Annotated in this window: 33 protein-coding genes; 31 read left to right on the top strand and 2 right to left on the bottom strand. The window is 57.7% G+C overall.

The genetic code is table 11. The features are described from left to right. Positions 1-6 precede the first annotated feature (6 nt). From rplB to bfr, 26 genes are all read left to right on the top strand, one after another. Entirely contained in the window at positions 7-831 is an 825-nt protein-coding gene (rplB, locus tag HQ912_RS04155) for a 50S ribosomal protein L2 (protein ID WP_003186055.1), read from the top strand. A 16-nt stretch (positions 832-847) separates the two neighbouring features. Beyond that, a complete protein-coding gene (rpsS, locus tag HQ912_RS04160) occupies positions 848-1123 on the top strand; it encodes a 30S ribosomal protein S19 (RefSeq protein ID WP_002555486.1) in 276 nt (91 codons plus the stop codon). Positions 1124-1134: 11 nt separating this feature from the next. Continuing rightward, positions 1135-1467, top strand: coding sequence for a 50S ribosomal protein L22 (gene rplV / locus HQ912_RS04165; RefSeq protein WP_003103908.1), 333 nt, complete (start codon positions 1135-1137; stop codon positions 1465-1467). 13 nt (positions 1468-1480) lie between these two features. Beyond that, positions 1481-2167 (top strand): 30S ribosomal protein S3, encoded by a 687-nt coding sequence (gene rpsC, locus HQ912_RS04170; protein ID WP_003176422.1) that lies wholly within the window; start codon positions 1481-1483, stop codon positions 2165-2167. Between the two features lie 12 nt (positions 2168-2179). Then, on the top strand, positions 2180-2593 hold the full coding sequence (gene rplP / locus HQ912_RS04175) for a 50S ribosomal protein L16 (RefSeq protein ID WP_003186052.1): 414 nt from the start codon (positions 2180-2182) through the stop codon (positions 2591-2593). Beyond that, the gene (gene rpmC / locus HQ912_RS04180; protein ID WP_002555481.1) at positions 2593-2784 is read left to right on the top strand and encodes a 50S ribosomal protein L29; all 192 of its coding nucleotides are present in this window, start codon (positions 2593-2595) and stop codon (positions 2782-2784) included. The genes rplP and rpmC overlap by 1 nt, the downstream gene beginning before the upstream one ends. Before the next feature lie 2 nt (positions 2785-2786). Beyond that, entirely contained in the window at positions 2787-3053 is a 267-nt protein-coding gene (rpsQ, locus tag HQ912_RS04185; protein ID WP_003194644.1) for a 30S ribosomal protein S17, read from the top strand. Positions 3054-3076: 23 nt separating this feature from the next. Then, positions 3077-3445 (top strand): 50S ribosomal protein L14, encoded by a 369-nt coding sequence (rplN, locus tag HQ912_RS04190; RefSeq protein WP_002555479.1) that lies wholly within the window; start codon positions 3077-3079, stop codon positions 3443-3445. A gap of 11 nt (positions 3446-3456) precedes the next feature. Continuing rightward, a complete protein-coding gene (gene rplX, locus HQ912_RS04195; RefSeq protein WP_003186046.1) occupies positions 3457-3771 on the top strand; it encodes a 50S ribosomal protein L24 in 315 nt (104 codons plus the stop codon). Positions 3772-3791: 20 nt separating this feature from the next. Continuing rightward, positions 3792-4331, top strand: a complete 540-nt coding sequence (rplE, locus tag HQ912_RS04200) for a 50S ribosomal protein L5 (RefSeq protein ID WP_003186044.1) — start codon at positions 3792-3794, stop codon at positions 4329-4331. A gap of 13 nt (positions 4332-4344) precedes the next feature. After that, positions 4345-4650: a 30S ribosomal protein S14 gene (gene rpsN / locus HQ912_RS04205; protein WP_003186042.1), complete on the top strand. Its 306-nt coding sequence runs from the start codon at positions 4345-4347 to the stop codon at positions 4648-4650. A 210-nt stretch (positions 4651-4860) separates the two neighbouring features. Next, positions 4861-5253 carry a 30S ribosomal protein S8 gene (gene rpsH, locus HQ912_RS04210; RefSeq protein ID WP_017848802.1) on the top strand — a complete coding sequence of 131 codons (393 nt, stop codon included), beginning with the start codon at positions 4861-4863 and terminating at the stop codon, positions 5251-5253. Positions 5254-5265: 12 nt separating this feature from the next. Beyond that, positions 5266-5799 (top strand): 50S ribosomal protein L6, encoded by a 534-nt coding sequence (gene rplF / locus HQ912_RS04215; protein WP_003186039.1) that lies wholly within the window; start codon positions 5266-5268, stop codon positions 5797-5799. Between the two features lie 10 nt (positions 5800-5809). Then, entirely contained in the window at positions 5810-6160 is a 351-nt protein-coding gene (gene rplR / locus HQ912_RS04220; protein WP_003186037.1) for a 50S ribosomal protein L18, read from the top strand. A gap of 3 nt (positions 6161-6163) precedes the next feature. Next, positions 6164-6664 (top strand): 30S ribosomal protein S5, encoded by a 501-nt coding sequence (gene rpsE, locus HQ912_RS04225; RefSeq protein ID WP_003186035.1) that lies wholly within the window; start codon positions 6164-6166, stop codon positions 6662-6664. Between the two features lie 2 nt (positions 6665-6666). Beyond that, positions 6667-6843, top strand: coding sequence for a 50S ribosomal protein L30 (gene rpmD, locus HQ912_RS04230; protein WP_003186033.1), 177 nt, complete (start codon positions 6667-6669; stop codon positions 6841-6843). A 3-nt stretch (positions 6844-6846) separates the two neighbouring features. Then, positions 6847-7284: a 50S ribosomal protein L15 gene (gene rplO, locus HQ912_RS04235; protein ID WP_003186032.1), complete on the top strand. Its 438-nt coding sequence runs from the start codon at positions 6847-6849 to the stop codon at positions 7282-7284. Then, positions 7285-8613, top strand: coding sequence for a preprotein translocase subunit SecY (gene secY, locus HQ912_RS04240; protein ID WP_047229771.1), 1329 nt, complete (start codon positions 7285-7287; stop codon positions 8611-8613). It abuts the gene before it with no gap. Positions 8614-8643: 30 nt separating this feature from the next. Then, positions 8644-8760: a 50S ribosomal protein L36 gene (rpmJ, locus tag HQ912_RS04245; RefSeq protein WP_002555468.1), complete on the top strand. Its 117-nt coding sequence runs from the start codon at positions 8644-8646 to the stop codon at positions 8758-8760. A 130-nt stretch (positions 8761-8890) separates the two neighbouring features. After that, positions 8891-9247 (top strand): 30S ribosomal protein S13, encoded by a 357-nt coding sequence (gene rpsM / locus HQ912_RS04250; protein ID WP_047229770.1) that lies wholly within the window; start codon positions 8891-8893, stop codon positions 9245-9247. A 30-nt stretch (positions 9248-9277) separates the two neighbouring features. Beyond that, on the top strand, positions 9278-9667 hold the full coding sequence (rpsK, locus tag HQ912_RS04255) for a 30S ribosomal protein S11 (protein ID WP_002555466.1): 390 nt from the start codon (positions 9278-9280) through the stop codon (positions 9665-9667). Between the two features lie 18 nt (positions 9668-9685). Further along, entirely contained in the window at positions 9686-10306 is a 621-nt protein-coding gene (rpsD, locus tag HQ912_RS04260) for a 30S ribosomal protein S4 (RefSeq protein ID WP_003176404.1), read from the top strand. A gap of 22 nt (positions 10307-10328) precedes the next feature. Beyond that, a complete protein-coding gene (locus HQ912_RS04265) occupies positions 10329-11330 on the top strand; it encodes a DNA-directed RNA polymerase subunit alpha (protein ID WP_003186012.1) in 1002 nt (333 codons plus the stop codon). A gap of 42 nt (positions 11331-11372) precedes the next feature. Further along, on the top strand, positions 11373-11759 hold the full coding sequence (gene rplQ / locus HQ912_RS04270) for a 50S ribosomal protein L17 (protein ID WP_003186009.1): 387 nt from the start codon (positions 11373-11375) through the stop codon (positions 11757-11759). 224 nt (positions 11760-11983) lie between these two features. Beyond that, a complete protein-coding gene (locus tag HQ912_RS04275; protein WP_076383443.1) occupies positions 11984-13432 on the top strand; it encodes a catalase in 1449 nt (482 codons plus the stop codon). Positions 13433-13589: 157 nt separating this feature from the next. Continuing rightward, positions 13590-14054 (top strand): bacterioferritin, encoded by a 465-nt coding sequence (gene bfr / locus HQ912_RS04280; RefSeq protein ID WP_025215751.1) that lies wholly within the window; start codon positions 13590-13592, stop codon positions 14052-14054. Between the two features lie 123 nt (positions 14055-14177). Here bfr and uvrA read toward each other — a convergent pair whose 3' ends face one another. Further along, positions 14178-17012 carry an excinuclease ABC subunit UvrA gene (gene uvrA / locus HQ912_RS04285; protein WP_047229768.1) on the bottom strand — a complete coding sequence of 945 codons (2835 nt, stop codon included), beginning with the start codon at positions 17010-17012 and terminating at the stop codon, positions 14178-14180. A gap of 179 nt (positions 17013-17191) precedes the next feature. On the opposite strand from uvrA, the gene HQ912_RS04290 reads away from it, so the two are divergent. Further along, positions 17192-18589, top strand: a complete 1398-nt coding sequence (locus HQ912_RS04290; RefSeq protein ID WP_076383444.1) for an MFS transporter — start codon at positions 17192-17194, stop codon at positions 18587-18589. Between the two features lie 9 nt (positions 18590-18598). Continuing rightward, the gene (locus HQ912_RS04295) at positions 18599-19117 is read left to right on the top strand and encodes a single-stranded DNA-binding protein (protein WP_047229766.1); all 519 of its coding nucleotides are present in this window, start codon (positions 18599-18601) and stop codon (positions 19115-19117) included. Positions 19118-19225: 108 nt separating this feature from the next. On the opposite strand, the gene HQ912_RS04300 is transcribed toward HQ912_RS04295, so the two are convergent. Next, positions 19226-19780 carry a cysteine hydrolase family protein gene (locus HQ912_RS04300; protein WP_139049050.1) on the bottom strand — a complete coding sequence of 185 codons (555 nt, stop codon included), beginning with the start codon at positions 19778-19780 and terminating at the stop codon, positions 19226-19228. Positions 19781-19876: 96 nt separating this feature from the next. Here HQ912_RS04300 and HQ912_RS04305 point away from each other — a divergent pair, with 96 nt between their 5' ends. From HQ912_RS04305 to HQ912_RS04315, 3 genes are all read left to right on the top strand, one after another. Beyond that, entirely contained in the window at positions 19877-20869 is a 993-nt protein-coding gene (locus HQ912_RS04305) for a GlxA family transcriptional regulator (RefSeq protein WP_173406491.1), read from the top strand. 212 nt (positions 20870-21081) lie between these two features. Next, a complete protein-coding gene (locus HQ912_RS04310; RefSeq protein ID WP_173406492.1) occupies positions 21082-22191 on the top strand; it encodes a DUF3182 family protein in 1110 nt (369 codons plus the stop codon). Then, positions 22181-22939, top strand: coding sequence for an alpha/beta hydrolase family protein (locus HQ912_RS04315; protein WP_047229762.1), 759 nt, complete (start codon positions 22181-22183; stop codon positions 22937-22939). The genes HQ912_RS04310 and HQ912_RS04315 overlap by 11 nt, the downstream gene beginning before the upstream one ends. Positions 22940-23082: the final 143 nt, after the last annotated feature.

The following is a 23082-nucleotide window of genomic DNA, read 5'->3' on the forward strand; positions in this document are numbered from 1 at the left end:
TGCATCATGGCAATCGTTAAATGCAAACCGACTTCCCCTGGCCGCCGTTTTGTGGTCAAGGTGGTCAACCAGGAGCTGCATAAAGGCGCTCCTCACGCACCGCTGCTCGAGAAAAAATCGAAGTCTGGTGGTCGTAACAACAATGGCCGTATTACCACTCGTCACATCGGTGGTGGTCATAAGCAGCATTATCGTCTGGTCGACTTCCGTCGCAACGACAAGGATGGCATCGCTGCCACCGTCGAGCGTATCGAATACGATCCAAACCGTACTGCTCACATCGCTCTGCTGCTGTACGCAGATGGCGAGCGTCGCTACATCATCGCCCCTAAAGGCGTGAGTGCTGGCGACCAGCTGATCGCAGGTGCTTTGGCACCGATCAAGCCGGGCAACGCTCTGCAGCTGCGTAACATTCCAGTTGGTAGCACCGTACACGGCATCGAATTGAAGCCAGGTAAAGGCGCACAGATCGCTCGTTCCGCTGGTGCTTCGGCTCAGTTGATCGCTCGTGAAGGTGTCTACGTGACCCTGCGTCTGCGTTCTGGTGAGATGCGTAAAGTACTGGCTGAGTGCCGTGCGACCCTGGGCGAAGTCTCGAACTCCGAGCACAGCCTGCGTTCGTTGGGTAAAGCTGGTGCCAAGCGCTGGCGTGGCGTTCGCCCAACCGTTCGTGGTGTTGCCATGAACCCGGTTGACCACCCACATGGTGGTGGTGAAGGTCGTACCTCTGGTGGTCGTCATCCGGTATCGCCATGGGGCTTCCCGACTAAGGGCGCGAAGACTCGTGGTAATAAGCGTACCGACAAAATGATCGTCCGTCGTCGCAAGTAAATAGAGGGATACGACAGTGCCACGTTCTCTGAAAAAAGGTCCTTTTATTGATCTTCACCTACTGAAGAAGATCGAAGTGGCGGCGGAAAAGAACGATCGCAAACCAGTTAAGACCTGGTCGCGTCGTTCGATGATCCTGCCACAAATGGTCGGTCTGACCATCGCAGTACACAACGGTCGCCAACACGTCCCAGTTCTCGTTAACGAAGACATGGTCGGCCACAAACTGGGCGAGTTTGCCGGTACCCGCACATACCGTGGGCACGTGGCTGACAAGAAAGCCAAGCGTTAAGGGGTAAGGAAATGGAAGTAGCCGCTAAGTTGTCGGGCGCTCGAATCTCCGCCCAGAAAGCCCGCTTGGTCGCCGACCAGATCCGCGGGAAGAAGGTGGGCGAAGCGCTCAACCTGTTGGCTTTCAGCAGTAAGAAAGCCGCCGAGATCATGAAGAAAGTGCTGGAGTCGGCCGTAGCCAACGCCGAGCATAACGAAGGCGCAGATGTTGATGACCTGAAGGTCAGCACCGTTTTCGTCAACGAAGGGCGTTCGCTGAAGCGCATCATGCCACGTGCCAAAGGCCGTGCTGATCGCATCGTCAAGCGGTCTTGCCATATCACTGTCAAGGTTGCTGACAAGTAACGGAGTCGAAGAGATGGGTCAGAAAGTACATCCCATTGGCATTCGCCTGGGAATCGTCAAGGAGCACACCTCCGTCTGGTACGCAGACGGTCGGACTTATGCGGACTACTTGTTCGCTGATCTGAAGGTGCGTGAGTATCTCCAAGACAAACTAAAAAGCGCGTCCGTAAGCCGTATCGATATCCATCGTCCGGCGCAGACTGCACGCATCACCATCCACACTGCTCGTCCAGGTATCGTTATCGGGAAGAAAGGTGAAGATGTTGAGAAGCTGCGTCAGGACCTGACCAAGCAAATGGGTGTGCCTGTGCACATCAATATCGAAGAGATCCGCAAGCCGGAGCTCGACGGTATGCTGGTTGCGCAGAGCGTAGCTCAGCAGCTGGAGCGTCGTGTAATGTTCCGTCGCGCTATGAAGCGCGCTGTACAGAACGCAATGCGCATTGGTGCCAAAGGCATCAAAATCCAAGTGAGCGGTCGTCTCGGCGGTGCTGAAATCGCACGTACTGAATGGTATCGCGAAGGTCGTGTGCCACTGCACACCCTGCGTGCCGACATCGACTATGCCAACTACGAAGCTCACACCACCTACGGTGTGATCGGTGTAAAGGTTTGGATCTTCAAAGGCGAAGTAATTGGTGGTCGCCAAGAAGAGCTGAAGCCACAAGCACCAGCGCCTCGTAAAAAAGCTGCTAAGTAAGGGGTACGCCAAATGTTGCAACCAAAGCGTACGAAGTTCCGCAAGCAGATGACCGGTCACAACCGTGGCCTGGCATTGCGCGGTAGCAAAGTCAGCTTCGGCGAGTTCGCGCTGAAGTCTGTTGCTCGTGGTCGTCTCACCGCTCGTCAGATCGAGTCAGCGCGTCGTGCTCTGACCCGTCACGTAAAACGTGGCGGCAAGATCTGGATCCGTGTATTCCCGGACAAGCCTGTCACCAAGAAGCCACTCGAAGTTCGGATGGGTAAAGGTAAGGGTAACGTGGAGTACTGGGTTGCCCAGATTCAGCCAGGCAAAGTCCTGTATGAAATCGAGGGTGTTTCTGAAGAGCTGGCGCGTGAGGCTTTCGCCCTGGCTGCTGCAAAGCTGCCGCTCGCCACCTCCTTTGTTAAACGGACGGTGATGTGATGAAAGCGAATGAACTTCGTGAAAAATCAGCACAGCAGCTGAACGAGCAACTGCTCGGCCTGCTGCGCGACCAGTTCAATCTGCGTATGCAGAAAGCAACTGGCCAGTTGGGGCAGTCTCATCTGCTCTCGCAAGTTAAGCGTGACATCGCTCGCGTGAAAACTGTGCTCAACCAGCAGGCAGGTAAGTAATCATGGCTGAAGCCGAAAAAACTGTCCGTACGCTGACTGGCCGTGTTGTCAGCGACAAGATGGACAAAACCATCACCGTTCTGATCGAGCGTCGCGTTAAGCACCCGATCTACGGTAAATACGTTAAGCGTTCGACTAAGCTGCACGCGCACGACGAAACCAATCAGTGCCACATCGGCGACAAAGTCACTATTCGTGAAACTCGTCCGATGGCCAAGACCAAGTCTTGGGCGCTGGTTGATGTTCTCGAACGCGCTGTGGAAGTCTAAGGGCTAGGGGTCGGAGAAATTATATGATTCAGACTCAATCCATGCTCGATGTGGCCGATAACAGCGGCGCTCGCCGTGTTATGTGCATCAAGGTGCTGGGTGGCTCCCATCGTCGTTACGCTGGTATTGGTGACATCATCAAAGTTACCGTCAAGGAAGCAATTCCTCGCGGTAAGGTGAAAAAAGGCCAAGTGATGACTGCTGTTGTAGTCCGCACTCGCCACGGTGTTCGTCGCGCTGACGGCTCCATCATCCGCTTTGATGGCAACGCTGCTGTTCTGTTGAACAACAAGCAAGAGCCAATCGGCACCCGTATCTTTGGGCCAGTGACCCGTGAGCTTCGTACTGAGAAGTTCATGAAGATCGTCTCGCTCGCCCCAGAAGTGCTGTAAGGAGATCCGACATGCAAAAGATTCGTCGTGACGACGAGATCATCGTGATCGCCGGCAAGGACAAGGGTAAGCGCGGTAAGGTGCTGAAGGTTCTCGCTGACAACCGTCTGGTTGTTGGTGGCTTGAACCTGGTCAAGCGCCATACCAAGCCTAACCCGATGTCGGGCGTACAGGGCGGTATCGTCGAGAAAGAAGCGCCACTGCACGCTTCCAACGTCGCCATTTTCAACGGCGAAACCAACAAGGCTGACCGCGTTGGTTTCAAAGTAGAAGACGGTAAGAAAATTCGTGTCTTCAAGTCGACCCAAAAAGCGGTTGATGCTTGAACACTGCTAGGTAGAAGACCATGGCACGACTAAAAGAGATTTACCGGAAGGAAATCGCACCGAAGCTTAAGGAAGAACTTAAGCTTTCGAACGTGATGGAAGTTCCGCGCGTTACCAAAATCACCCTGAACATGGGTCTGGGCGAAGCGATCGGCGACAAAAAAGTCATCGAGCACGCTGTTGCTGACCTGGAAAAGATCACCGGTCAGAAAGTCGTTGTGACTTACGCTCGGAAATCCATCGCTGGCTTTAAAGTCCGTGAAGGTTGGCCGATCGGCGTCAAAGTGACCCTGCGCCGTGAGCGTATGTACGAGTTCCTGGATCGTCTGCTGTCGATCTCCCTGCCTCGGGTTCGCGACTTCCGCGGCCTGAATGCCAAGTCCTTCGATGGTCGTGGTAACTACAGCATGGGCGTTAAAGAGCAGATCATTTTCCCGGAAATCGATTACGACAAGATCGACGCTCTCCGCGGTCTGGACATTACCCTGACCACCACTGCTCGGACGGATGACGAAGGTCGCGCACTGCTGCGCGCTTTCAAATTCCCGTTCCGCAACTGATTGGAGTAGGAAAATGGCCAAGAAGAGCATGAAAAACCGTGAGCTGAAGCGTCAGCTCACCGTTGCCAAGTACGCCACCAAGCGTGCAGCGCTGAAAGCTATCATCGTTGATCTGAACGCAAGTCCAGAAGCGCGTTGGGAAGCTACCGTAGCACTGCAGAAGCAGCCACGTGACGCAAGCGCTTCGCGCATGCGTAACCGCTGCCGCCTGACTGGTCGTCCGCACGGCGTGTACCGCAAGTTCGGCCTCGGCCGTAACATGCTGCGTCAAGCTGCAATGCGTGGTGACGTTCCAGGTCTGGTTAAAGCCAGCTGGTAAGCACTGTCAATGTCTCGGTGTTCGGGGTCGCAAGATCCTGACCGCCGGTGACCTTGAACTTGAATCAAGCCCCTTTTGGGGCTTGATTCATTTGTGGGGTGTGTCTAGAATACCCGGCTCGCCTGAGCCCGTGCTTTTATCGCGCGGATGTACTCGGCGACACGTAGTAGCCGAAAGGCTAATTTTTTGTGTATTAGGAGCGTCTAGCCCATGAGTATGCAGGACCCGTTAGCGGACATGCTAACTCGTATCCGTAATGCCCAGATGGCTGAAAAGTCCGTCGTAAGCATGCCATCTTCTACTTTGAAGGTAGCTGTTGCCAAAGTCCTGAAGGACGAAGGTTACATTGCGGGTTATCAGATCAGCAGCGAAATCAAGCCACTGCTGTCCATCGAGCTGAAGTACTTCGAAGGCCGTCCGGTCATCGAGGAAGTGAAGCGCGTTAGCCGTCCAGGCCTGCGTCAGTACAAGTCCGTCGAGGATCTGCCAAAAGTTCGTGGCGGTCTCGGTGTGTCTATCGTCTCCACCAACAAAGGTGTGATGACGGATCGTGCTGCGCGCGCTGCCGGTGTCGGCGGCGAAGTTCTTTGCACTGTGTTCTAAGGGGGGATAAGCATGTCACGCGTCGCTAAGAACCCCGTTAAGCTGCCAGCCGGTGTCGAAGTCAAATTCGCAGGCCAACAGCTTTCGGTGAAGGGTGCCAAGGGCACTCTGCAACTGAACATCCATTCGTCCGTTGAGATTGTTGAAGAAGCTGGTGAGCTGCGTTTCGCTGCTCGCAATGGCGATCAACAGACTCGCGCAATGGCTGGTACCACTCGTGCGTTGGTAAACAACATGGTCCAAGGCGTAAGCCAAGGCTTCGAGCGCAAGCTCCAGCTGGTCGGTGTTGGTTACAAGGCGCAAGCAAAAGGCACAGTGCTGAACCTGGCTCTTGGCTTCTCGCACCCAGTGGATTATGAACTGCCGGAAGGCATCACCGCTGAGACTCCTAGCCAGACCGATATCCTGATCAAGGGCATCGACAAGCAGCTGGTAGGTCAAGTGGCCGCCGAGATCCGCGACTTCCGTCCACCAGAGCCGTACAAAGGCAAAGGTGTGCGCTACGCGGACGAAGTCGTCCGTCGTAAAGAAGCCAAGAAGAAGTAGGGCATAGCAAATGACCGACAAAAAAGTTACTCGACTGCGTCGCGCTCGCAAAGCACGCCTGAAAATGCACGAACTCGAAGTCGTGCGTCTCTGCGTGTTCCGCTCGTCGCAGCACATCTACGCCCAGGTCATTTCGGCCGACGGCAACAAAGTCCTGGCGAGTGCCTCGACTTTGGATAAAGAACTGCGTGATGGCGCCACTGGCAACATCGACGCGGCCACTAAGGTTGGCCAGCTGGTCGCTACGCGTGCTAAAGCCGCTGGCGTCTCGCAGGTGGCTTTCGACCGCTCTGGCTTCAAGTACCACGGCCGCGTCAAGGCGCTGGCTGATGCTGCTCGTGAAGCTGGGCTGGAGTTCTAAGTTATGTCAAATAACGACCAAAAGCGCGACGAAGGCTACATCGAGAAGCTGGTTCAAGTTAACCGCGTAGCCAAAACCGTTAAAGGCGGCCGTATCTTCACTTTCACCGCGTTGACCGTGGTTGGTGATGGTAAAGGGCGTGTTGGCTTCGGCCGTGGCAAGTCGCGTGAAGTGCCTGCTGCGATCCAGAAGGCAATGGAAGCTGCTCGCCGCAACATGATCCAGGTTGATCTGAACGGCACCACTCTGCAGTACGCAATGAAGTCCGCCCATGGCGCTTCGAAGGTGTACATGCAGCCTGCTTCTGAAGGTACCGGTATCATCGCTGGCGGCGCTATGCGTGCTGTCCTCGAGGTTGCTGGCGTTCAGAACGTTCTGGCCAAGTGCTACGGCTCGACTAACCCAGTAAACGTGGTTCACGCCACTTTCAAGGGTTTGAAAGCAATGCAGTCTCCTGAATCCATTGCCGCCAAGCGTGGCAAAAGCGTCAAGGAGATCTTCTGATCATGGCTACCGTAAAAGTTACGCTGATCAAAAGCATGACCGGCCGCATCCCTAACCACAAACTGTGCGTTAAGGGTTTGGGTCTGCGTCGCATCGGTCACACTGTAGAGGTCCTGGATACTCCCGAGAATCGCGGGATGATCAACAAGGCCTACTACATGCTGCGTGTAGAGGGTTAATCGATGAAACTCAATGATCTGAGTCCAGCGCCGGGTTCCCGTCGCGAAAAGCATCGTCCGGGCCGTGGTATCGGTAGTGGTTTGGGCAAGACCGGTGGCCGTGGCCACAAAGGTCAAACCTCCCGCTCCGGTGGCACCATTGCTCCAGGCTTTGAAGGCGGTCAACAGCCGCTGCATCGTCGCCTGCCGAAGTTCGGTTTCGTTTCCCTGAAGGCCATGGATCGCGCAGAAGTGCGTCTGTCCGAGCTGGCTAAAGTGGATGGCGACATCGTCACCGTGCAGTCCCTGAAGGATGCCAACGTGATCAACCAGAACGTACAGCGTGTGAAAATCATGCTGTCGGGCGAAGTTGCTCGCGCTGTCACCATCGGAAAGGGAATCGGCGCCACCAAAGGTGCGCGTGCGGCTATCGAAGCAGCTGGCGGCAAGTTCGAGGAATAAATGGCTAAGCAAGGTGCTCTCTCTGCGCTCGGCAAAGGCGGTATGTCTGAACTCTGGGCTCGTCTGCGTTTTCTGTTCCTGGCGATTATCGTCTACCGAATAGGCGCACACATCCCGGTTCCAGGGATCAACCCGGACCGACTCGCGGACCTGTTTCGACAGAATGAGGGGACCATTCTTAGCTTGTTCAACATGTTTTCCGGCGGTGCGCTGGAACGGATGAGTATCTTTGCTCTGGGGATCATGCCGTACATCTCGGCATCGATCATCATGCAACTGATGACCGCCGTCAGCCCACAGCTGGAACAGTTGAAGAAGGAAGGTGAAGCTGGCCGTCGCAAGATCAGCCAGTACACCCGCTACCTCACCGTCGTCCTTGCTCTTGTCCAGGCTGTTGGCATGTCCATCGGTCTGGCAGGGCAAGGCGTAGCGTTCACTGGTGACTTTGGCTTCCATTTCGTCGCAGTAACCACGTTTGTGGCGGGTGCGATGTTCATGATGTGGCTGGGTGAGCAGATTACTGAGCGTGGTGTTGGCAACGGTATCTCGATGTTGATTTTCGCAGGTATCGTCGCCGGTCTTCCGAGAGCGATCGGGCAGTCTTTCGAGTCTGCGCGTCAGGGTGACATCAACATTTTTGCCCTGGTTGCGATCGGTTTGCTGGCAGTAGCGATTATCGGTTTCGTGGTGTTCATTGAGCGTGGTCAGCGTCGTATTGCTGTTCACTACGCCAAGCGTCAGCAGGGCCGCAAGGTATTTGCTGCGCAGACTAGCCACTTGCCGCTGAAGGTGAATATGGCCGGTGTTATCCCGGCTATTTTTGCGAGCAGCATTTTGCTGTTCCCGGCTTCGCTGGGTGCCTGGTTTGGTCAGTCTGAAGGTATGGGCTGGCTGCAGGACATCTCGCAGTCGATCGCTCCTGGTCAGCCGTTGAATATTCTGCTGTTTAGTGCAGGGATTATTTTCTTCTGCTTCTTCTATACGGCGTTGATGTTCAATCCGAAAGACGTAGCGGAAAACCTGAAGAAGTCCGGTGCCTTTATTCCGGGTATCCGTCCAGGCGAGCAGTCGGCGCGCTACATTGATGGCGTTTTGACTCGTTTGACCTTGTTCGGTGCTCTCTATATGACGGCCGTCTGCTTGCTTCCCCAGTTCCTGGTGGTTGCGGCAAACGTTCCGTTCTACCTTGGCGGGACCTCGTTGCTGATCGTGGTCGTGGTTGTGATGGACTTCATGTCCCAAGTACAATCGCACCTCGTTTCGCACCAGTACGAATCCCTGATGAAGAAAGCCAACCTGAAGGGCTACGGCAGCGGCATGTTGCGCTGAGTAGCGTCCATAAGGTTCGAGGAGTTGGTGATGAAAGTTCGTGCATCGGTGAAAAAGCTGTGCCGTAACTGCAAGATTATTCGCCGCGAAGGCGTTGTTCGGGTAATTTGCAGCGCGGAACCGCGTCACAAACAGCGCCAAGGCTGAGTGTGATTGTGCTTTAAGCCCGGCAGCTAGTGCGCTGCCGGGTTGATTATTTGTTATTACAGCGATATTATCTCGCGCCCTATTTCTTGGCTTCCGGGGCGTAGGTAGCTGTCAATTGGAGTCCCACTGAATGGCCCGTATTGCAGGCGTTAACATTCCAGATAACAAGCATACTGTTATCTCGCTGACCTACATCTATGGTGTTGGTCGCACTACTGCACAGAAAATTTGTGCAGTGTCTGGGGTAAACCCAGCGGCAAAGATCAAAGATCTGAGCGACGAGCAGATTGAACAGCTGCGTGGCGAAGTGGCGAAGTTCACCACTGAAGGTGACCTGCGTCGCGAAATCAACATGAAAATCAAGCGCTTGATGGACCTCGGTTGCTATCGCGGTCTGCGTCATCGTCGTGGTCTTCCAGTACGCGGTCAGCGTACCAAGACCAACGCGCGTACCCGTAAAGGTCCGCGTAAGCCGATCCGCAAGTAATCGCCCCAGCGAATCGACAGGAATTTAATCATGGCAAAACCTGCTGCTCGTCCTCGTAAAAAAGTTAAAAAGACAGTGGTTGATGGCATCGCCCACATCCATGCTTCTTTTAACAACACCATCGTGACCATTACCGACCGTCAAGGTAACGCTCTTTCCTGGGCAACCTCCGGTGGTTCGGGTTTCCGCGGTTCCCGCAAGTCCACCCCGTTCGCTGCTCAAGTAGCTGCTGAGCGTGCTGGTCAAGCTGCGCTGGAATACGGTCTGAAAAACCTCGACGTTAACGTCAAGGGTCCAGGTCCGGGTCGTGAATCCGCAGTCCGCGCTTTGAACGGCTGTGGCTACAAGATCGCCAGCATCACCGACGTGACGCCAATCCCGCACAACGGGTGCCGTCCGCCGAAGAAGCGCCGCGTGTAATCCAGGAGATTGTAAAGAATGGCTCGTTACATTGGTCCAAAATGCAAACTCGCTCGTCGCGAAGGCACCGATCTTTTTTTGAAGAGCGGCGTGCGCGCGATCGAATCGAAGTGCAACATTGAAGCAGCACCTGGTATCCACGGCCAACGCCGCGGTCGCCAGTCCGATTACGGCACCCAACTGCGTGAAAAGCAGAAGGTCCGTCGTATCTACGGCGTTCTCGAGCGTCAATTCAGCGGCTACTACAAAGAAGCAGCTGGCAAGAAGGGCGCAACCGGCGAAAACCTGTTGCAACTGCTCGAATGCCGTCTGGACAACGTTGTATACCGTATGGGTTTCGGTTCTACTCGTGCCGAATCCCGTCAGCTGGTATCGCACAAGTCGATCAGCGTTAACGGTCAGACCGTAAACGTTCCGTCCTACCAGGTTCGTGCTGGTGACGTGGTTGCTGTTCGCGAGAAAGCAAAGAACCAACTTCGCATTGTCCAAGCTCTCGATCTGTGTGCCCAACGTGGCCGCGTAGAATGGGTAGAAGTAGACACTGAGAAGAAGTCGGGCGTTTTCAAGAACGTTCCTGCTCGCAGTGATCTGTCCGCCGACATCAACGAAAGCCTGATTGTCGAGCTCTACTCCAAGTAAGGGCTAGAAAATAGGTGCATCCATGCAGATTTCGGTAAATGAGTTCCTGACACCCCGCCATATTGATGTGCAGGTTGTCAGTCCAACCCGCGCCAAGATCACACTCGAGCCTCTCGAGCGTGGTTTCGGCCACACCCTGGGCAACGCGCTGCGCCGCATCCTGTTGTCCTCAATGCCCGGCTGTGCAGTAGTCGAGGCCGAGATTGACGGTGTGCTCCATGAGTACAGCGCCATCGAAGGTGTACAGGAAGATGTAATTGAAATCCTGTTGAACCTTAAAGGTCTGGCTATCAAGCTGCACGGTCGTGACGAAGTTACGCTGACCTTGTCGAAGAAGGGTTCGGGGGTGGTTACCGCTGCCGATATTCAGCTGGATCATGATGTCGAGATCGTTAACCCCGATCACGTAATCGCTAACCTGGCGTCTAACGGCGCCCTGAACATGAAGCTCACCGTAGCTCGTGGTCGTGGTTATGAACCGGCAGACTCGCGTCAGAGCGATGAAGACGAAAGCCGCAGCATCGGTCGCTTGCAGCTCGACTCTTCGTTCAGCCCGGTTCGCCGTATCGCATACGTGGTGGAAAACGCCCGTGTCGAACAGCGTACCAACCTGGACAAGCTGGTTATTGATCTGGAAACCAACGGTACCCTGGATCCTGAAGAGGCCATTCGCCGCGCTGCAACCATCCTGCAACAGCAGTTGGCTGCGTTCGTCGACCTCAAGGGTGACAGTGAGCCAGTGGTTGTCGAGCAGGAAGACGAGATCGATCCGATCCTGCTTCGCCCGGTTGACGATCTGGAACTGACTGTACGTTCGGCTAACTGCCTTAAGGCGGAAAACATCTACTACATCGGCGACCTGATTCAGCGCACCGAAGTAGAGCTGTTGAAGACTCCGAACCTTGGCAAGAAATCCTTGACTGAAATCAAGGACGTTCTGGCCTCCCGCGGTCTGTCCCTCGGCATGCGCCTCGACAACTGGCCGCCTGCAAGTCTTAAGAAGGACGACAAGGCGACTGCCTGATCGTCGTAATCACCGAACGTTGTGTTTGGTAAGGAATGAACCATGCGTCATCGTAAAAGTGGTCGTCACCTGAGCCGCACCAGCTCGCACCGCAAGGCCATGTTCCAAAACATGGCGGTGTCGCTGTTCGAGCACGAGCTGATCAAAACTACACTGCCGAAAGCCAAAGAACTGCGCCGCGTTGCTGAGCCGCTGATCACTTTGGCCAAGACAGATAGCTTGGCTAACCGCCGTCTGGCTTTCGACCGTACTCGTTCGAAAGCTATCGTTGGTAAGCTCTTCAACGACCTGGGCAAGCGTTACGCTACCCGTGAGGGTGGCTACCTGCGCATCCTCAAGTGCGGTTTCCGCGCTGGCGACAACGCGCCTATGGCGTACGTCGAGTTGGTTGATCGTGCTACCAGCGGTGAAGCTGTATCCGCTGAGTAAGTCGGCAACATACAAATAACCGGGCCTTGTGCCCGGTTTTTTGTGCCCGGTCAAAAAGTGGCAGTCACCTCTGATGGCTGGCTTGCGCTTGGCAATGCGACAGCATTAGATAATGACTATCGATGTCCATGATTTAATGAATTTGGATACTGTCATTAACATGATCAATACTCCTTTCCAGCCGATTAGCCGGCAGTTTGAAGACCGACCTAGGAAGATTGAGCATGAGCCAGACCAAAACGCTTACGACCGCCAGCGGCGCTCCTGTCGCCGATAACCAGAACTCTCGCTCCGCTGGCCCGCGTGGCCCGCTGTTGCTCGACGACTTCCACCTTATCGAGAAGCTCGCTCACTTCAATCGCGAGAACATTCCCGAGCGCCGTGTACACGCTAAGGGATCGGGCGCTTACGGCACATTTACCGTAACCCGGGATATTACCCAGTACACCAGCGCCAAGCTGTTTGAGTCGGTCGGCAAACAGACCCCGACGTTCCTGCGTTTTTCCACCGTGGGTGGCGAGCGTGGCTCTGCCGATACTGAGCGCGATCCACGCGGTTTCGCCCTGAAGTTCTACACCGAGGAAGGGAACTGGGACATCGTGGGTAATAACACCCCTGTGTTCTTCATCCGCGATCCGCTGAAATTCCCCGACTTCATCCATACGCAGAAGCGCCTGCCCCAAAGCAATCTGAAAAGTGCCCAAATGATGTGGGATTTCTGGTCGCATTCGCCCGAGGCTTTGCACCAGGTCACCATTCTGTTCTCTGATCGTGGCATTCCCGATGGCTACCGTCACATGCACGGCTTCGGCAGCCACACATATAGTCTGATCAGCGCCGAGGGTGAGCGTCACTGGGTGAAATGGCACTACAAGACCAAGCAAGGGATCAAGAACCTGACGCCGGCTGAAGCTGCACGTCTGGCGGGCACCGACCCGGATTACGCTCAGCGTGATCTGTTCAATGCGATCGAGCGTGGCGATTTCCCGAAGTGGAGCGTCTGCATCCAGATCATGACCGAGGCCCAGGCGGCGGCCCATTACGAGAACCCGTTCGACGTGACCAAGACCTGGTCGCAGAAGGAGTTTCCGTTGATCGAGGTCGGCGAGTTGGAACTCAACCGTAACCCGCTGAACTACTTCGCTGAAGTTGAGCAGGCGGCGTTCGGGCCGAGCAATATGGTTCCAGGGGTTGGCCTTTCGCCAGACCGCATGCTGCAAGGTCGTGTGTTCGCCTACGCTGATGCACACCGCTACCGTGTGGGTACCAATCACCAGCAATTGCCAGTCAACGCCCCGCGCAGCCCGGTCAACACTTACCAGCGCGACGGAGCCATGGCGTTCGGCAGCAATGGCGGTGCAGCACCGAACTACGAGCCCAACAGCTACGTCGAGGCCCCCAAGCAGGCTCCGCGTTATGCTGAACCGGCGCTGGCGCTCGGTGGTTCGGCAGACCGTTACGATCACCGCGAAGATACCGACTACTACAGTCACGCCGGTGCGCTGTTCCGCTTGATGAATGATGCCCAGAAAGCGCTGCTGATCAGCAACATCGCGGGTGCGATGGCCGGTGTATCGGCGGATGTCGTCGATCGTCAGTTGCAGCACTTCTTCAAAGCGGATGTCGCTTACGGTGAAGGCATCGCGAAAGCGTTGGGCGTACAGCTTAACTAAGTCTAAACGAGAAGCAGAACCGCCCTCAATTGGGCGGTTTTTGCGTTATTTAACCGGCTTTTCTCGGATTTTCTTCGCTTTTATCGCGATAGGCGAGTGACCTTGCGGTCAGCTTGGTTCAAACTAGAGCCTTCAAAGCTTGTGGAGATGTAGGGCGATGCAAGGTCACCCAGACGTAATCGATTACCTCAACACGCTGCTGACAGGCGAACTGGCAGCCCGTGATCAATATTTCATCCACTCGCGGATGTACGAGGACTGGGGTTTTACCGAGCTCTACGAACGTATCAACCATGAGATGGAAGAAGAGGCCCAGCACGCCGATGCGTTGATGCGCCGGATCCTCATGCTCGAAGGTACGCCACGCATGCGCCCTGATGATCTGGACATCGGCACCACGGTGCCAGACATGCTCGCGGCCGACCTGCGCCTGGAATACAAAGTCCGTGCCGCGCTGTGCAAGGGCATTGAGCTCTGCGAACAGCACAACGATTACGTGACCCGCGAGATCCTGCGCATCCAGCTCAACGACACCGAAGAAGACCATACCTACTGGCTCGAGAAGCAGCTGGGCCTGATCAAGTTGATAGGCCTGGAAAATTACCTGCAGTCGCAGTTCTGATTGCAGGGAAAGGGAACGCAGAGCGTCCCAAGCTGCATTCCCACGCGGAGCGTAGGAACAATCAAACAAAAAAGCCCCTGTCATTGATGAGATGACAGGGGCTTTTTCGTGGCCGGGGAAAAATCAGTCCCGGTCACGCTCCAGCAACGGCTTGAGGTAGTAGCCAGTGTACGACTGCTTCATCTCGGCCACTTCCTCGGGGGTACCCACCGCGATGATCTGACCACCCTTGGAGCCGCCTTCCGGCCCCAAGTCCACCAGCCAGTCCGCCGTCTTGATCACATCGAGGTTGTGCTCAATTACCACCACGGTGTTGCCATGGTCGCGAAGGCGATGCAGGACGTCGAGCAATTGCTGGATATCAGCGAAGTGCAAGCCCGTGGTCGGCTCGTCGAGGATGTACAGGGTCTTGCCGGTATCACGCTTGGACAGCTCGCGAGACAGCTTGACCCGCTGGGCCTCGCCGCCGGACAACGTGGTTGCCGATTGCCCAAGCTTGATGTACGACAGCCCCACATCCATCAGCGTCTGGAGCTTGCGCGCCAGGGCCGGCACCGCGTCGAAGAACACCCTGGCCTCTTCGATGGTCATCTCGAGGGTTTCGTGGATATTCTTGCCCTTGTACTTGATCTCCAGGGTTTCGCGGTTGTAGCGCTTGCTCTTGCACACGTCGCACGGCACATAGATGTCCGGCAAGAAGTGCATCTCGACCTTGATCAGGCCGTCGCCCTGGCAGGCTTCGCAGCGCCCGCCCTTGACGTTGAACGAGAAACGCCCTGGGCCATAGCCGCGTGAACGGGACTCCGGCACGCCGGCGAACAGCTCGCGAATCGGCGTGAACAGCCCGGTATAAGTCGCCGGGTTGGAGCGCGGTGTGCGACCGATGGGGCTCTGGTCGATGTCGACGACCTTGTCCAGATGCTCCAGGCCCTTGATGCTGTCGTGGGCGGCGGCCTCCAGGGTCGTGGCGCCGTTCAGGGCCGTAGCGCTGAGGGGGAACAGGGTGTTGTTGATCAGCGTCGATTTGCCGGAGCCGGACACACCGGTCACGCAAGTCAGCAGCCCAATCGGGATGTCCAGGTCAACGTTGCGCAGGTTGTTGCCACGGGCGCCCTTGAGGCTCAGCGACAGCTTCTTGTTGCGCGGCGTACGCTTGGCCGGCACCTTGATCTTCACCCGGCCCGACAGGTATTTGCCGGTCAGGGAGTCGGGATGCGCCATGACTTCGGCGGCTGTGCCTTGGGCAACGATATGCCCGCCATGCACCCCCGCACCCGGACCGATGTCCACGACGTAATCCGCCAGGCGGATCGCATCCTCGTCGTGTTCGACCACGATCACCGTGTTGCCGATGTCCCGCAGGTGCTTGAGCGTCCCGAGCAGTCGATCGTTGTCCCGCTGGTGCAGGCCAATGGACGGTTCGTCGAGGATGTACATCACCCCCACCAGGCCGGCACCGATCTGGCTGGCCAGGCGAATACGCTGGGCTTCGCCGCCGGACAAGGTATCTGCGCTGCGATCGAGGGTCAGGTAGTCCAGGCCAACGTTCACCAGAAATTGCAGGCGCTCGCGGATTTCCTTGAGGATCTTGTCGGCAATTTCGCCCCGGCGGCCGGTGAGCTTCAAGCCGCCGAAGTAGTCGGTGGCGTCCCCAATCGGCAGGTTGGTCACCGCCGGCAGGGTTTTCTCGCCGACCCACACATGTCGCGCCTCCCGACGCAAGCGGGTACCGCGGCAATCGGGGCAGGGCTGGGTGCTGAGGAACTTGGCCAGTTCTTCGCGCACGCTGGCCGATTCGGTCTCGCGATAACGCCGCTCCAGGTTCGGCACGATACCTTCGAACGGGTGGGAGCGTTTGACGATATCGCCACGGTCGTTCAGGTATTTGAAGTCGACACTTTGTGAGCCGCTGCCGTGCAGGATGAATTTCTGCTGGTCGGCGGGCAGTTCATTGAAGGGTTTGTCCAGGCTGAACTTGTAGTGGGCCGCCAGCGACCCGAGCATCTGGAAGTAGTAGACGTTACGCCGGTCCCAGCCGCGAATCGCGCCCTCGGCCAGGGTTAGTTCGCCATTGACCAGGCGCTTGGTGTCGAAGAACTGCTTGACCCCCAGGCCATCGCAGGTCGGGCACGCGCCGGCCGGGTTGTTGAAGGAGAACAGCTTGGGTTCCAGCTCGCTGATGGCGTGGCCGCAGATCGGGCAGGCGAAGCGCGCCGAGAAGATGATTTCCTCGCCGGGCTCGTCGTCCATCGGCGCTACCAGGGCGATGCCGTCGGCCAGCTTCAGCGCGGTCTCGAAGGATTCGGCCAGACGCTGTTGCAGGTCGGCCCGGACCTTGAAGCGGTCGACCACCACATCGATCGAATGCTTTTTCTGTTTATCCAGCTTCGGCAGTTCGTCCAGCTCGCACAGCTTGCCGTTGACCCGTGCCCGAACGAAGCCTTGGGCGCGCAGTTCTTCGAAGACCATCAGGTGCTCGCCCTTTCGCTCGCGGATGACCGGCGCCAGCAGCATCAACTTGCTGCCTTCGGGCTGGGCCAGCACCAGGTCGACCATCTGGCTGACGGTCTGGGCTTCCAGCGGGATGTCGTGGTCGGGACACCGCGGAATACCGACCCGCGCATACAGCAAACGCAGGTAATCGTAGATCTCGGTGATGGTGCCGACGGTTGAGCGTGGGTTGTGGGAAGTCGATTTCTGTTCGATGGAAATCGCCGGCGACAGGCCTTCGATGGTGTCGACGTCGGGTTTTTCCATCATCGACAGGAACTGCCGGGCGTAGGCCGACAGCGATTCGACATAGCGCCGCTGGCCTTCAGCGTACAGGGTGTCGAAGGCCAGGGATGATTTGCCGGATCCGGACAGGCCGGTGATGACGATCAGCTTGTCCCGTGGCAGGGTCAGGTCGATGTTCTTCAGGTTGTGGGTACGGGCCCCACGAATCAGGATCTTGTCCAAAGTGGCCTCGCTCGGCGGGCGTCGAAAACGTAGGAGTATACGGGCAAATACTGGATGGATGCACACTATTGAAAGTGAGTTTGCAGTCATACATGAAGACTGCGCGGCAAACGGTCGCGATATACCCCCTCAATCGATGGGACTGGTAGAATCGCCGCCGGTTCACACGAGGTTTTTCCATGCACGATCCCCACAGCGAACGCATGAGCAGCGGCGAGACACGCGCAGCAAGCGGTCTGGCTCTTGTGTTCGCCTTCCGTATGCTGGGCATGTTCATGGTGTTGCCGGTGCTGGCGACCTATGGGATGGATCTGGCAGGCGCGACCCCGGCCCTCATCGGGTTGGCGATTGGCGCGTACGGCCTGACCCAGGCGATTTTCCAGATCCCGTTCGGGGTCATTTCCGACCGCATAGGCCGGCGTCCCGTCATCTACCTGGGCTTGATTGTCTTCGCCCTGGGCAGTGTGCTGGCGGCCAATGCCGATTCGATCTGGGGCGTGATCGCCGGACGCATCCTGCAAGGCGCCGGGGCGATTTCCGCAGCCGTCATGGCTTTGCTGTCGGACCTGACCCGCGAACAGCATCGGACCAAGGCCATGGCCATGATCGGCATGACGATCGGTCTGTCGTTCGCCGTCGCCATGGTCGTCGGGCCGTTGCTGACCCGCGCCTTTGGCTTGTCGGGGCTGTTTCTGGTCACGGGGGGCATGGCGCTGGTGGGCATCCTGATCGTGGCGTTCATGGTGCCGCGCTCCACCGGGCCGTTGCAGCACCGCGAATCAGGGGTGGCTCGCCAGGCGCTGATGCCGACGCTCAAGCACCCGGACCTGCTGCGTCTGGACCTGGGCATCTTCGTGCTCCACGCCATGTTGATGTCCAGCTTCGTTGCCTTGCCGCTGGCGCTGGTGGAGAAGGCCGGCCTGCCCAAGGAGCAGCACTGGTGGGTTTACCTGACTGCGCTGCTGATTTCGTTTTTCGCCATGATTCCCTTCATCATCTACGGCGAGAAGCGACGCAAAATGAAACGAGTTTTGCTCGGCGCCGTCGTGACGCTGATGCTCACTGAGCTATTCTTCTGGCAGTTCGGCGACAGCCTGCGGGCCCTGGTGATCGGCACAGTGGTGTTCTTCACCGCGTTCAATCTGCTGGAGGCGTCGCTGCCGTCGCTGATCAGCAAGGTTTCACCGGCGGGTGGCAAGGGCACGGCGATGGGGGTTTACTCCACCAGCCAGTTCCTCGGTTCGGCGTTGGGCGGGATCCTCGGCGGCTGGTTGTTCCAGCATGGCGGTTTGTCGGTTGTGTTCCTGGGATGCGCCGCGCTGGCTGCACTTTGGCTGGTCTTTGCTGTTACCATGCGCGAACCTCCGTATGTGACGAGCCTGCGCTTGCCGTTGTCGCCCGAAGCCATCCGCGAAGCAGGCCTGACCGAGCGCCTTAAGGCCGTCGTTGGAGTAACCGATGCAGTGGTGGTCGCCGACGAAGCGGCCGTTTATATCAAACTGGACACCGAATTATTGGATCGCGCGACGCTCGAGCGCCTGGTGAACAACCCGGCCCCGACCACGTGCGAAGCCTAGGAGAACGTTATGGCCCGTGGGGTTAACAAAGTCATATTGGTCGGTACTTGCGGCCAGGATCCCGAAGTTCGCTACCTGCCCAATGGCAACGCTGTGACCAACCTGAGTCTGGCGACCAGCGAACAGTGGACCGACAAGCAGACCGGCCAGAAGGTCGAGAAGACCGAATGGCACCGCGTGTCGATGTTCGGCAAGGTGGCCGAAATCGCCGGCGAATACCTGCGCAAGGGTTCGCAGGTGTACATCGAAGGCAAGCTGCAGACCCGCGAGTGGGAAAAAGACGGCATCAAGCGCTACACCACCGAAATCGTGGTCGACATGCAAGGCACCATGCAACTGCTGGGCGGTCGTCCACAGGGTGACCAGCAGCAAGGTGGCAACAACTACCAGCAGGCTGCTCCGCGTCAGCAAGCACCTCGCCCGCAGTCGGCGCCTCAGCCACAGCGTGAACGTCCAGCGGCTCCGCAACAGGCCGCGCCACAACCGGCTCCGGACTTCGACAGCTTTGATGACGATATTCCGTTCTAAAGCCGCTGGAAGCTCCAGGCAGCGAGCTTCAAGCTAAAAACAAAACCGCGCTTCGGTTTACGAGGCGCGGTTTTTTTTTAGCCTTGAATTTGCCGCTTGGGGCATCACTCAGTGGCGGGCAGCCAAAAACTGTTCAGTGCTCACCACATCCGCATAGGCAAAACCCAGGGCCGACATGAAGGCCGCATGTACTTGAGCCGCCGGGACGACGAGCCCATTGAATTCCAGATCGCGGCTGGCACAAGCATCGTGAATCACCGTGACCTCATAGCCCATGTCCGCCGCCGCTCGGGCGACCCCGTCGATGCACATGTGGCTCATGCTGCCGACGATCACCAGGTGCTTAATGTCGTGGCGGTCAAGGATGGCTTGCAATTGGGTTTCGCGAAACGAGTTGACGAAGTGCTTGAGCACCACCGGTTCGTCGGTGCGGTTGAGCACTTTGGGATGCAGTTGCGCACCTTCAGAGCCTGGGGTGAAGAACGGTGCGGAATCGGAGGTGAATTCGTGACGGATGTGCACCACCTGATCCGCGGCCTGGCGAAAGGCTTCGATCAGTCTGGCGGCGTTATCGGCGGCCGCTTCGGCACCGACCAATGGCCATTTTCCCTGGGGGAAGTAGTCGTTCTGGATATCGACTACGATGAGCGCTTGCTTGGACATAAGGCTTCCTCGATCAGTGGGGTCTGAAGCCAGTATTGGCTCATGCCACCGGTTTCAGAATGGGCCGTAACGACAATAAGCGAGGGAAAACTGACAATGACGCAGCAAAGGGCAGTCGCTGAGCTCGGGGTGCTCATCTACCCCGGCGCGCAACTGGCGGCGGTGCATGGCTTGACCGATCTGTTCGCCGTGGCGCAGCGGATTGCCGACGAGCAAGCCAGTTCTCAGTTGCCGCGCCTGCGGGTCAGTCATTGGCGAGCGCAGGAGGGAGAAGTGCCGACCCGGGTGTTCGAGAGTTTCGCCGGTCCTCAGGGCAGACTGGTTGCGCTGCTGATTCCACCGTCCATCGCCGGTTTCAGTGAGGGGCTGGTGTCGCAGGCGCTGATGACCTGGTTGCGAGCGCGGCATGCCGACGGCACGGTGCTGGGTGGGGTGTGTGTCGGTTCGATGCTGTTGGCCGAAAGCGGCCTGCTCGATGGGCGCAGCGCCACGACCCACTGGACCTCGGCCAAGACCTTTGCCGCGCGTTATCCGAAGATCAAGCTCGACGCTGATAAACCCATCGTCGACGATGGCGACCTGATTACCACGGCCGGGCTGATGGCCTGGTCAGAGCTGGGGCTACGACTGGTGGACCGCCTGCTCGGCCCCAGCATCGCCACGCGCACGGCGCAGTTTCTGGTGATCGAACACAGCGACAGCGCCAGCCAATGTGGCAGTAACTTTGCGCCCATCCTCGGACACGGTGACGCGGCCATTCTCAAGGTCCAGCACTGGTTGCAAGGCAGCGGCGCAGTGGACGTTTCCCTCGGCGCCATGGCCGAACAGGCCGGGCTGGAGGAACGCACCTTCCTGCGCAGGTTTCGCGCCGCCACCGGGCTCAAGCCCACCGAATACTGTCAGCACTTGCGCGTCGGCAAGGCCCGGGAAATGCTGGAGTTCACCAATGGCACCATCGACCACATTGCCTGGACGGTGGGGTATCAGGACCCGGGGGCTTTTCGCACGACGTTCAAGAAAATTACCGGGTTGGCGCCCAGTGATTATCGGGCTAGGTTTGGGGTCAGCCCGATGAATGCGCCAAAGTAGTCATCAATCCCTCGCCACAGGGGCTGTTACCGGCGCAGCCGTCGTGCAATTTGCCGGATGTCCTCAGGGTGTCGTGCAGAATGAAACAGGCCCGGTGCTATCAATTCTCCCTCCGACGCCCGTTTCGCTGCTCGTCCTGGCTCGCAACACCGTTGGCCTGATCTCTGCACCCCTTTACCTAAAGCCATCGAGCGCAGTTAAAAGGGCACCGCATGACGACGGTCAATCGCAACAAACTGGTAGTGGATCATTCGATCAACCCTCACGCGCCGCTTCATGAAGTCGAAACCAATCGGGCGCTGGCCCGCTGGCTGGCGCAGATTCTCGGGCTTGAATACGGCGGCAGCTATGACCAACAGCATCATGCGGGTCATGATCTGTACTTGCTGCCCACGCAAACCGTCATAGGTGCCGAAGCCGCCCTGCGCTTGGGCGTCAAAGGGCCGGAGGATCTATGGGGCGGTTACGTCGAGCATGATTTTATCTGCACCAAGGCAATCACCCACGGTCTGCTGAACAGGCACGCGGTCGCGCCCTTGGGCTGGTCGCCGTTGTTTGCCAAGTTGACTCGGGGGGCGGTGCTCGATGGCGTGACTGTGTTTGCGCTTCAGGATGCGCGCCAGGCGGCTGAGCACCTGCTGTACACCGGAACGATCCGCTTCAAGCCTATCCATGCCTGTGCCGGACGCGATCAGCGGGTGATCAAGAGTCTGGCGCAATTCGATGAAATCGCCGCCGGCCCCGAGGCTCAAGCGCTGTTTCGCGACGGTGTGGTGCTTGAGCAGAACCTCGAACAGGTCAAGACCCAGAGCGTCGGCCAGAGCTTCATCAACGGCAAGGTCTTGAGCTATTGCGGTGTGCAACATTTGACGCGGGACAGTGAAGGGCTGGAGGTTTACGGCGGCTCGGACCTGTTGGCGGTGCAGGGCGGCTATATTGAATTGCTCAAGCTTGAGCTGCCCGACGATGTGCGTGAGGCGGTGCGGTTGGCGCAGGTGTTTGACGATGCCGCCAATCAGGCTTTTCCAATGTTCTTTGCCTCGCGGCGCAACTACGACATCGCCCAGGGCATTGACGTCAGTGGTCAGCCTCGCGGTGGTGTGCTGGAGCAGTCATGGCGCATGGGCGGCGCCAGCAGTGCTGAGCTCGCGGCGTTGCAGGCGTTCATTGAGGATCCTACGTCCAGCGCGGTCCGTGTGTCCTCGGTGGAGACCTACACTGACCAGCCCCTGCCTCCTGGGGCCAGGGAGGTCTATCGCGGCCCGGCGCACAATGGTGACTTTCTTCTTAAATACGTAACGGTTCATTCCTATGACGGCTAGAAGCGAAACCATTCAGATCGAGATCGACGACGAATACATGAACGGCACCTTTCTGAGCCCTAAATCCAAGGTTCCAGGGGTGTTGTTCGTCCACGGTTGGGGCGGTAGCCAGGAGCGTGACCTGGAACGCGCCAAAGGCATTGCCGGTCTGGGTTGCGTCTGTCTGACCTTTGACTTGCGCGGGCATACCGGCGGGGCTGGCATTCCGTTATCCCGGGTAACACGGGAAGATAACCTGCGGGATTTGCTCACCGCCTATGACCGGCTGCTCGCCCATCCAGCCTTGGACACCTCGGCGATCGCCGTGGTGGGCACCAGCTACGGCGGTTACCTGGCGGCGATCCTGACGTTGCTGCGGCCAGTGCGCTGGCTGGCTTTACGAGTGCCGGCGCTGTATCGCGACGAGCAATGGCACACGCCCAAGCGTGACCTGGACAAGACTGACCTGCTGGATTATCGCAGTACCCTGGTGCACGCCGACACCAATCGCGCCTTGCATGCGTGCTCGCAGTTCACCGGTGATGTGTTGCTAGTGGAATCGGAGACCGACGACCATGTGCCCCACGCGACGATCATGAGCTACCGAGCGGCGTGCCAGCAGACCCATTCGCTGACGCACCGGATCATCGACGGCGCCGACCATGCCTTGAGCGACCCAGTGTCCCAACAGGCCTACACCTCAATCCTGGTGGACTGGATCACCGAGATGGTAGTGGGTGAGCGGTTGAGCATTATTCAGGCGCGGTGATTGCGCTGTGTTCATGCGGGCCTTATCGCGAGCAGGCTCGCTCCCACAGGAGATCTTTGGTGGACAGGAATCCTATGTTCGCCGCAGATCAATTGTGGGAGCGAGCCTGCTCGCGATAAGGCCCGCTCAGACAACCCATAACT

The sequence above is a fragment of the Pseudomonas sp. MPDS genome (assembly GCF_013283895.1).
Classification (GTDB): Bacteria; Pseudomonadota; Gammaproteobacteria; order Pseudomonadales; family Pseudomonadaceae; genus Aquipseudomonas; species Aquipseudomonas rhizophila.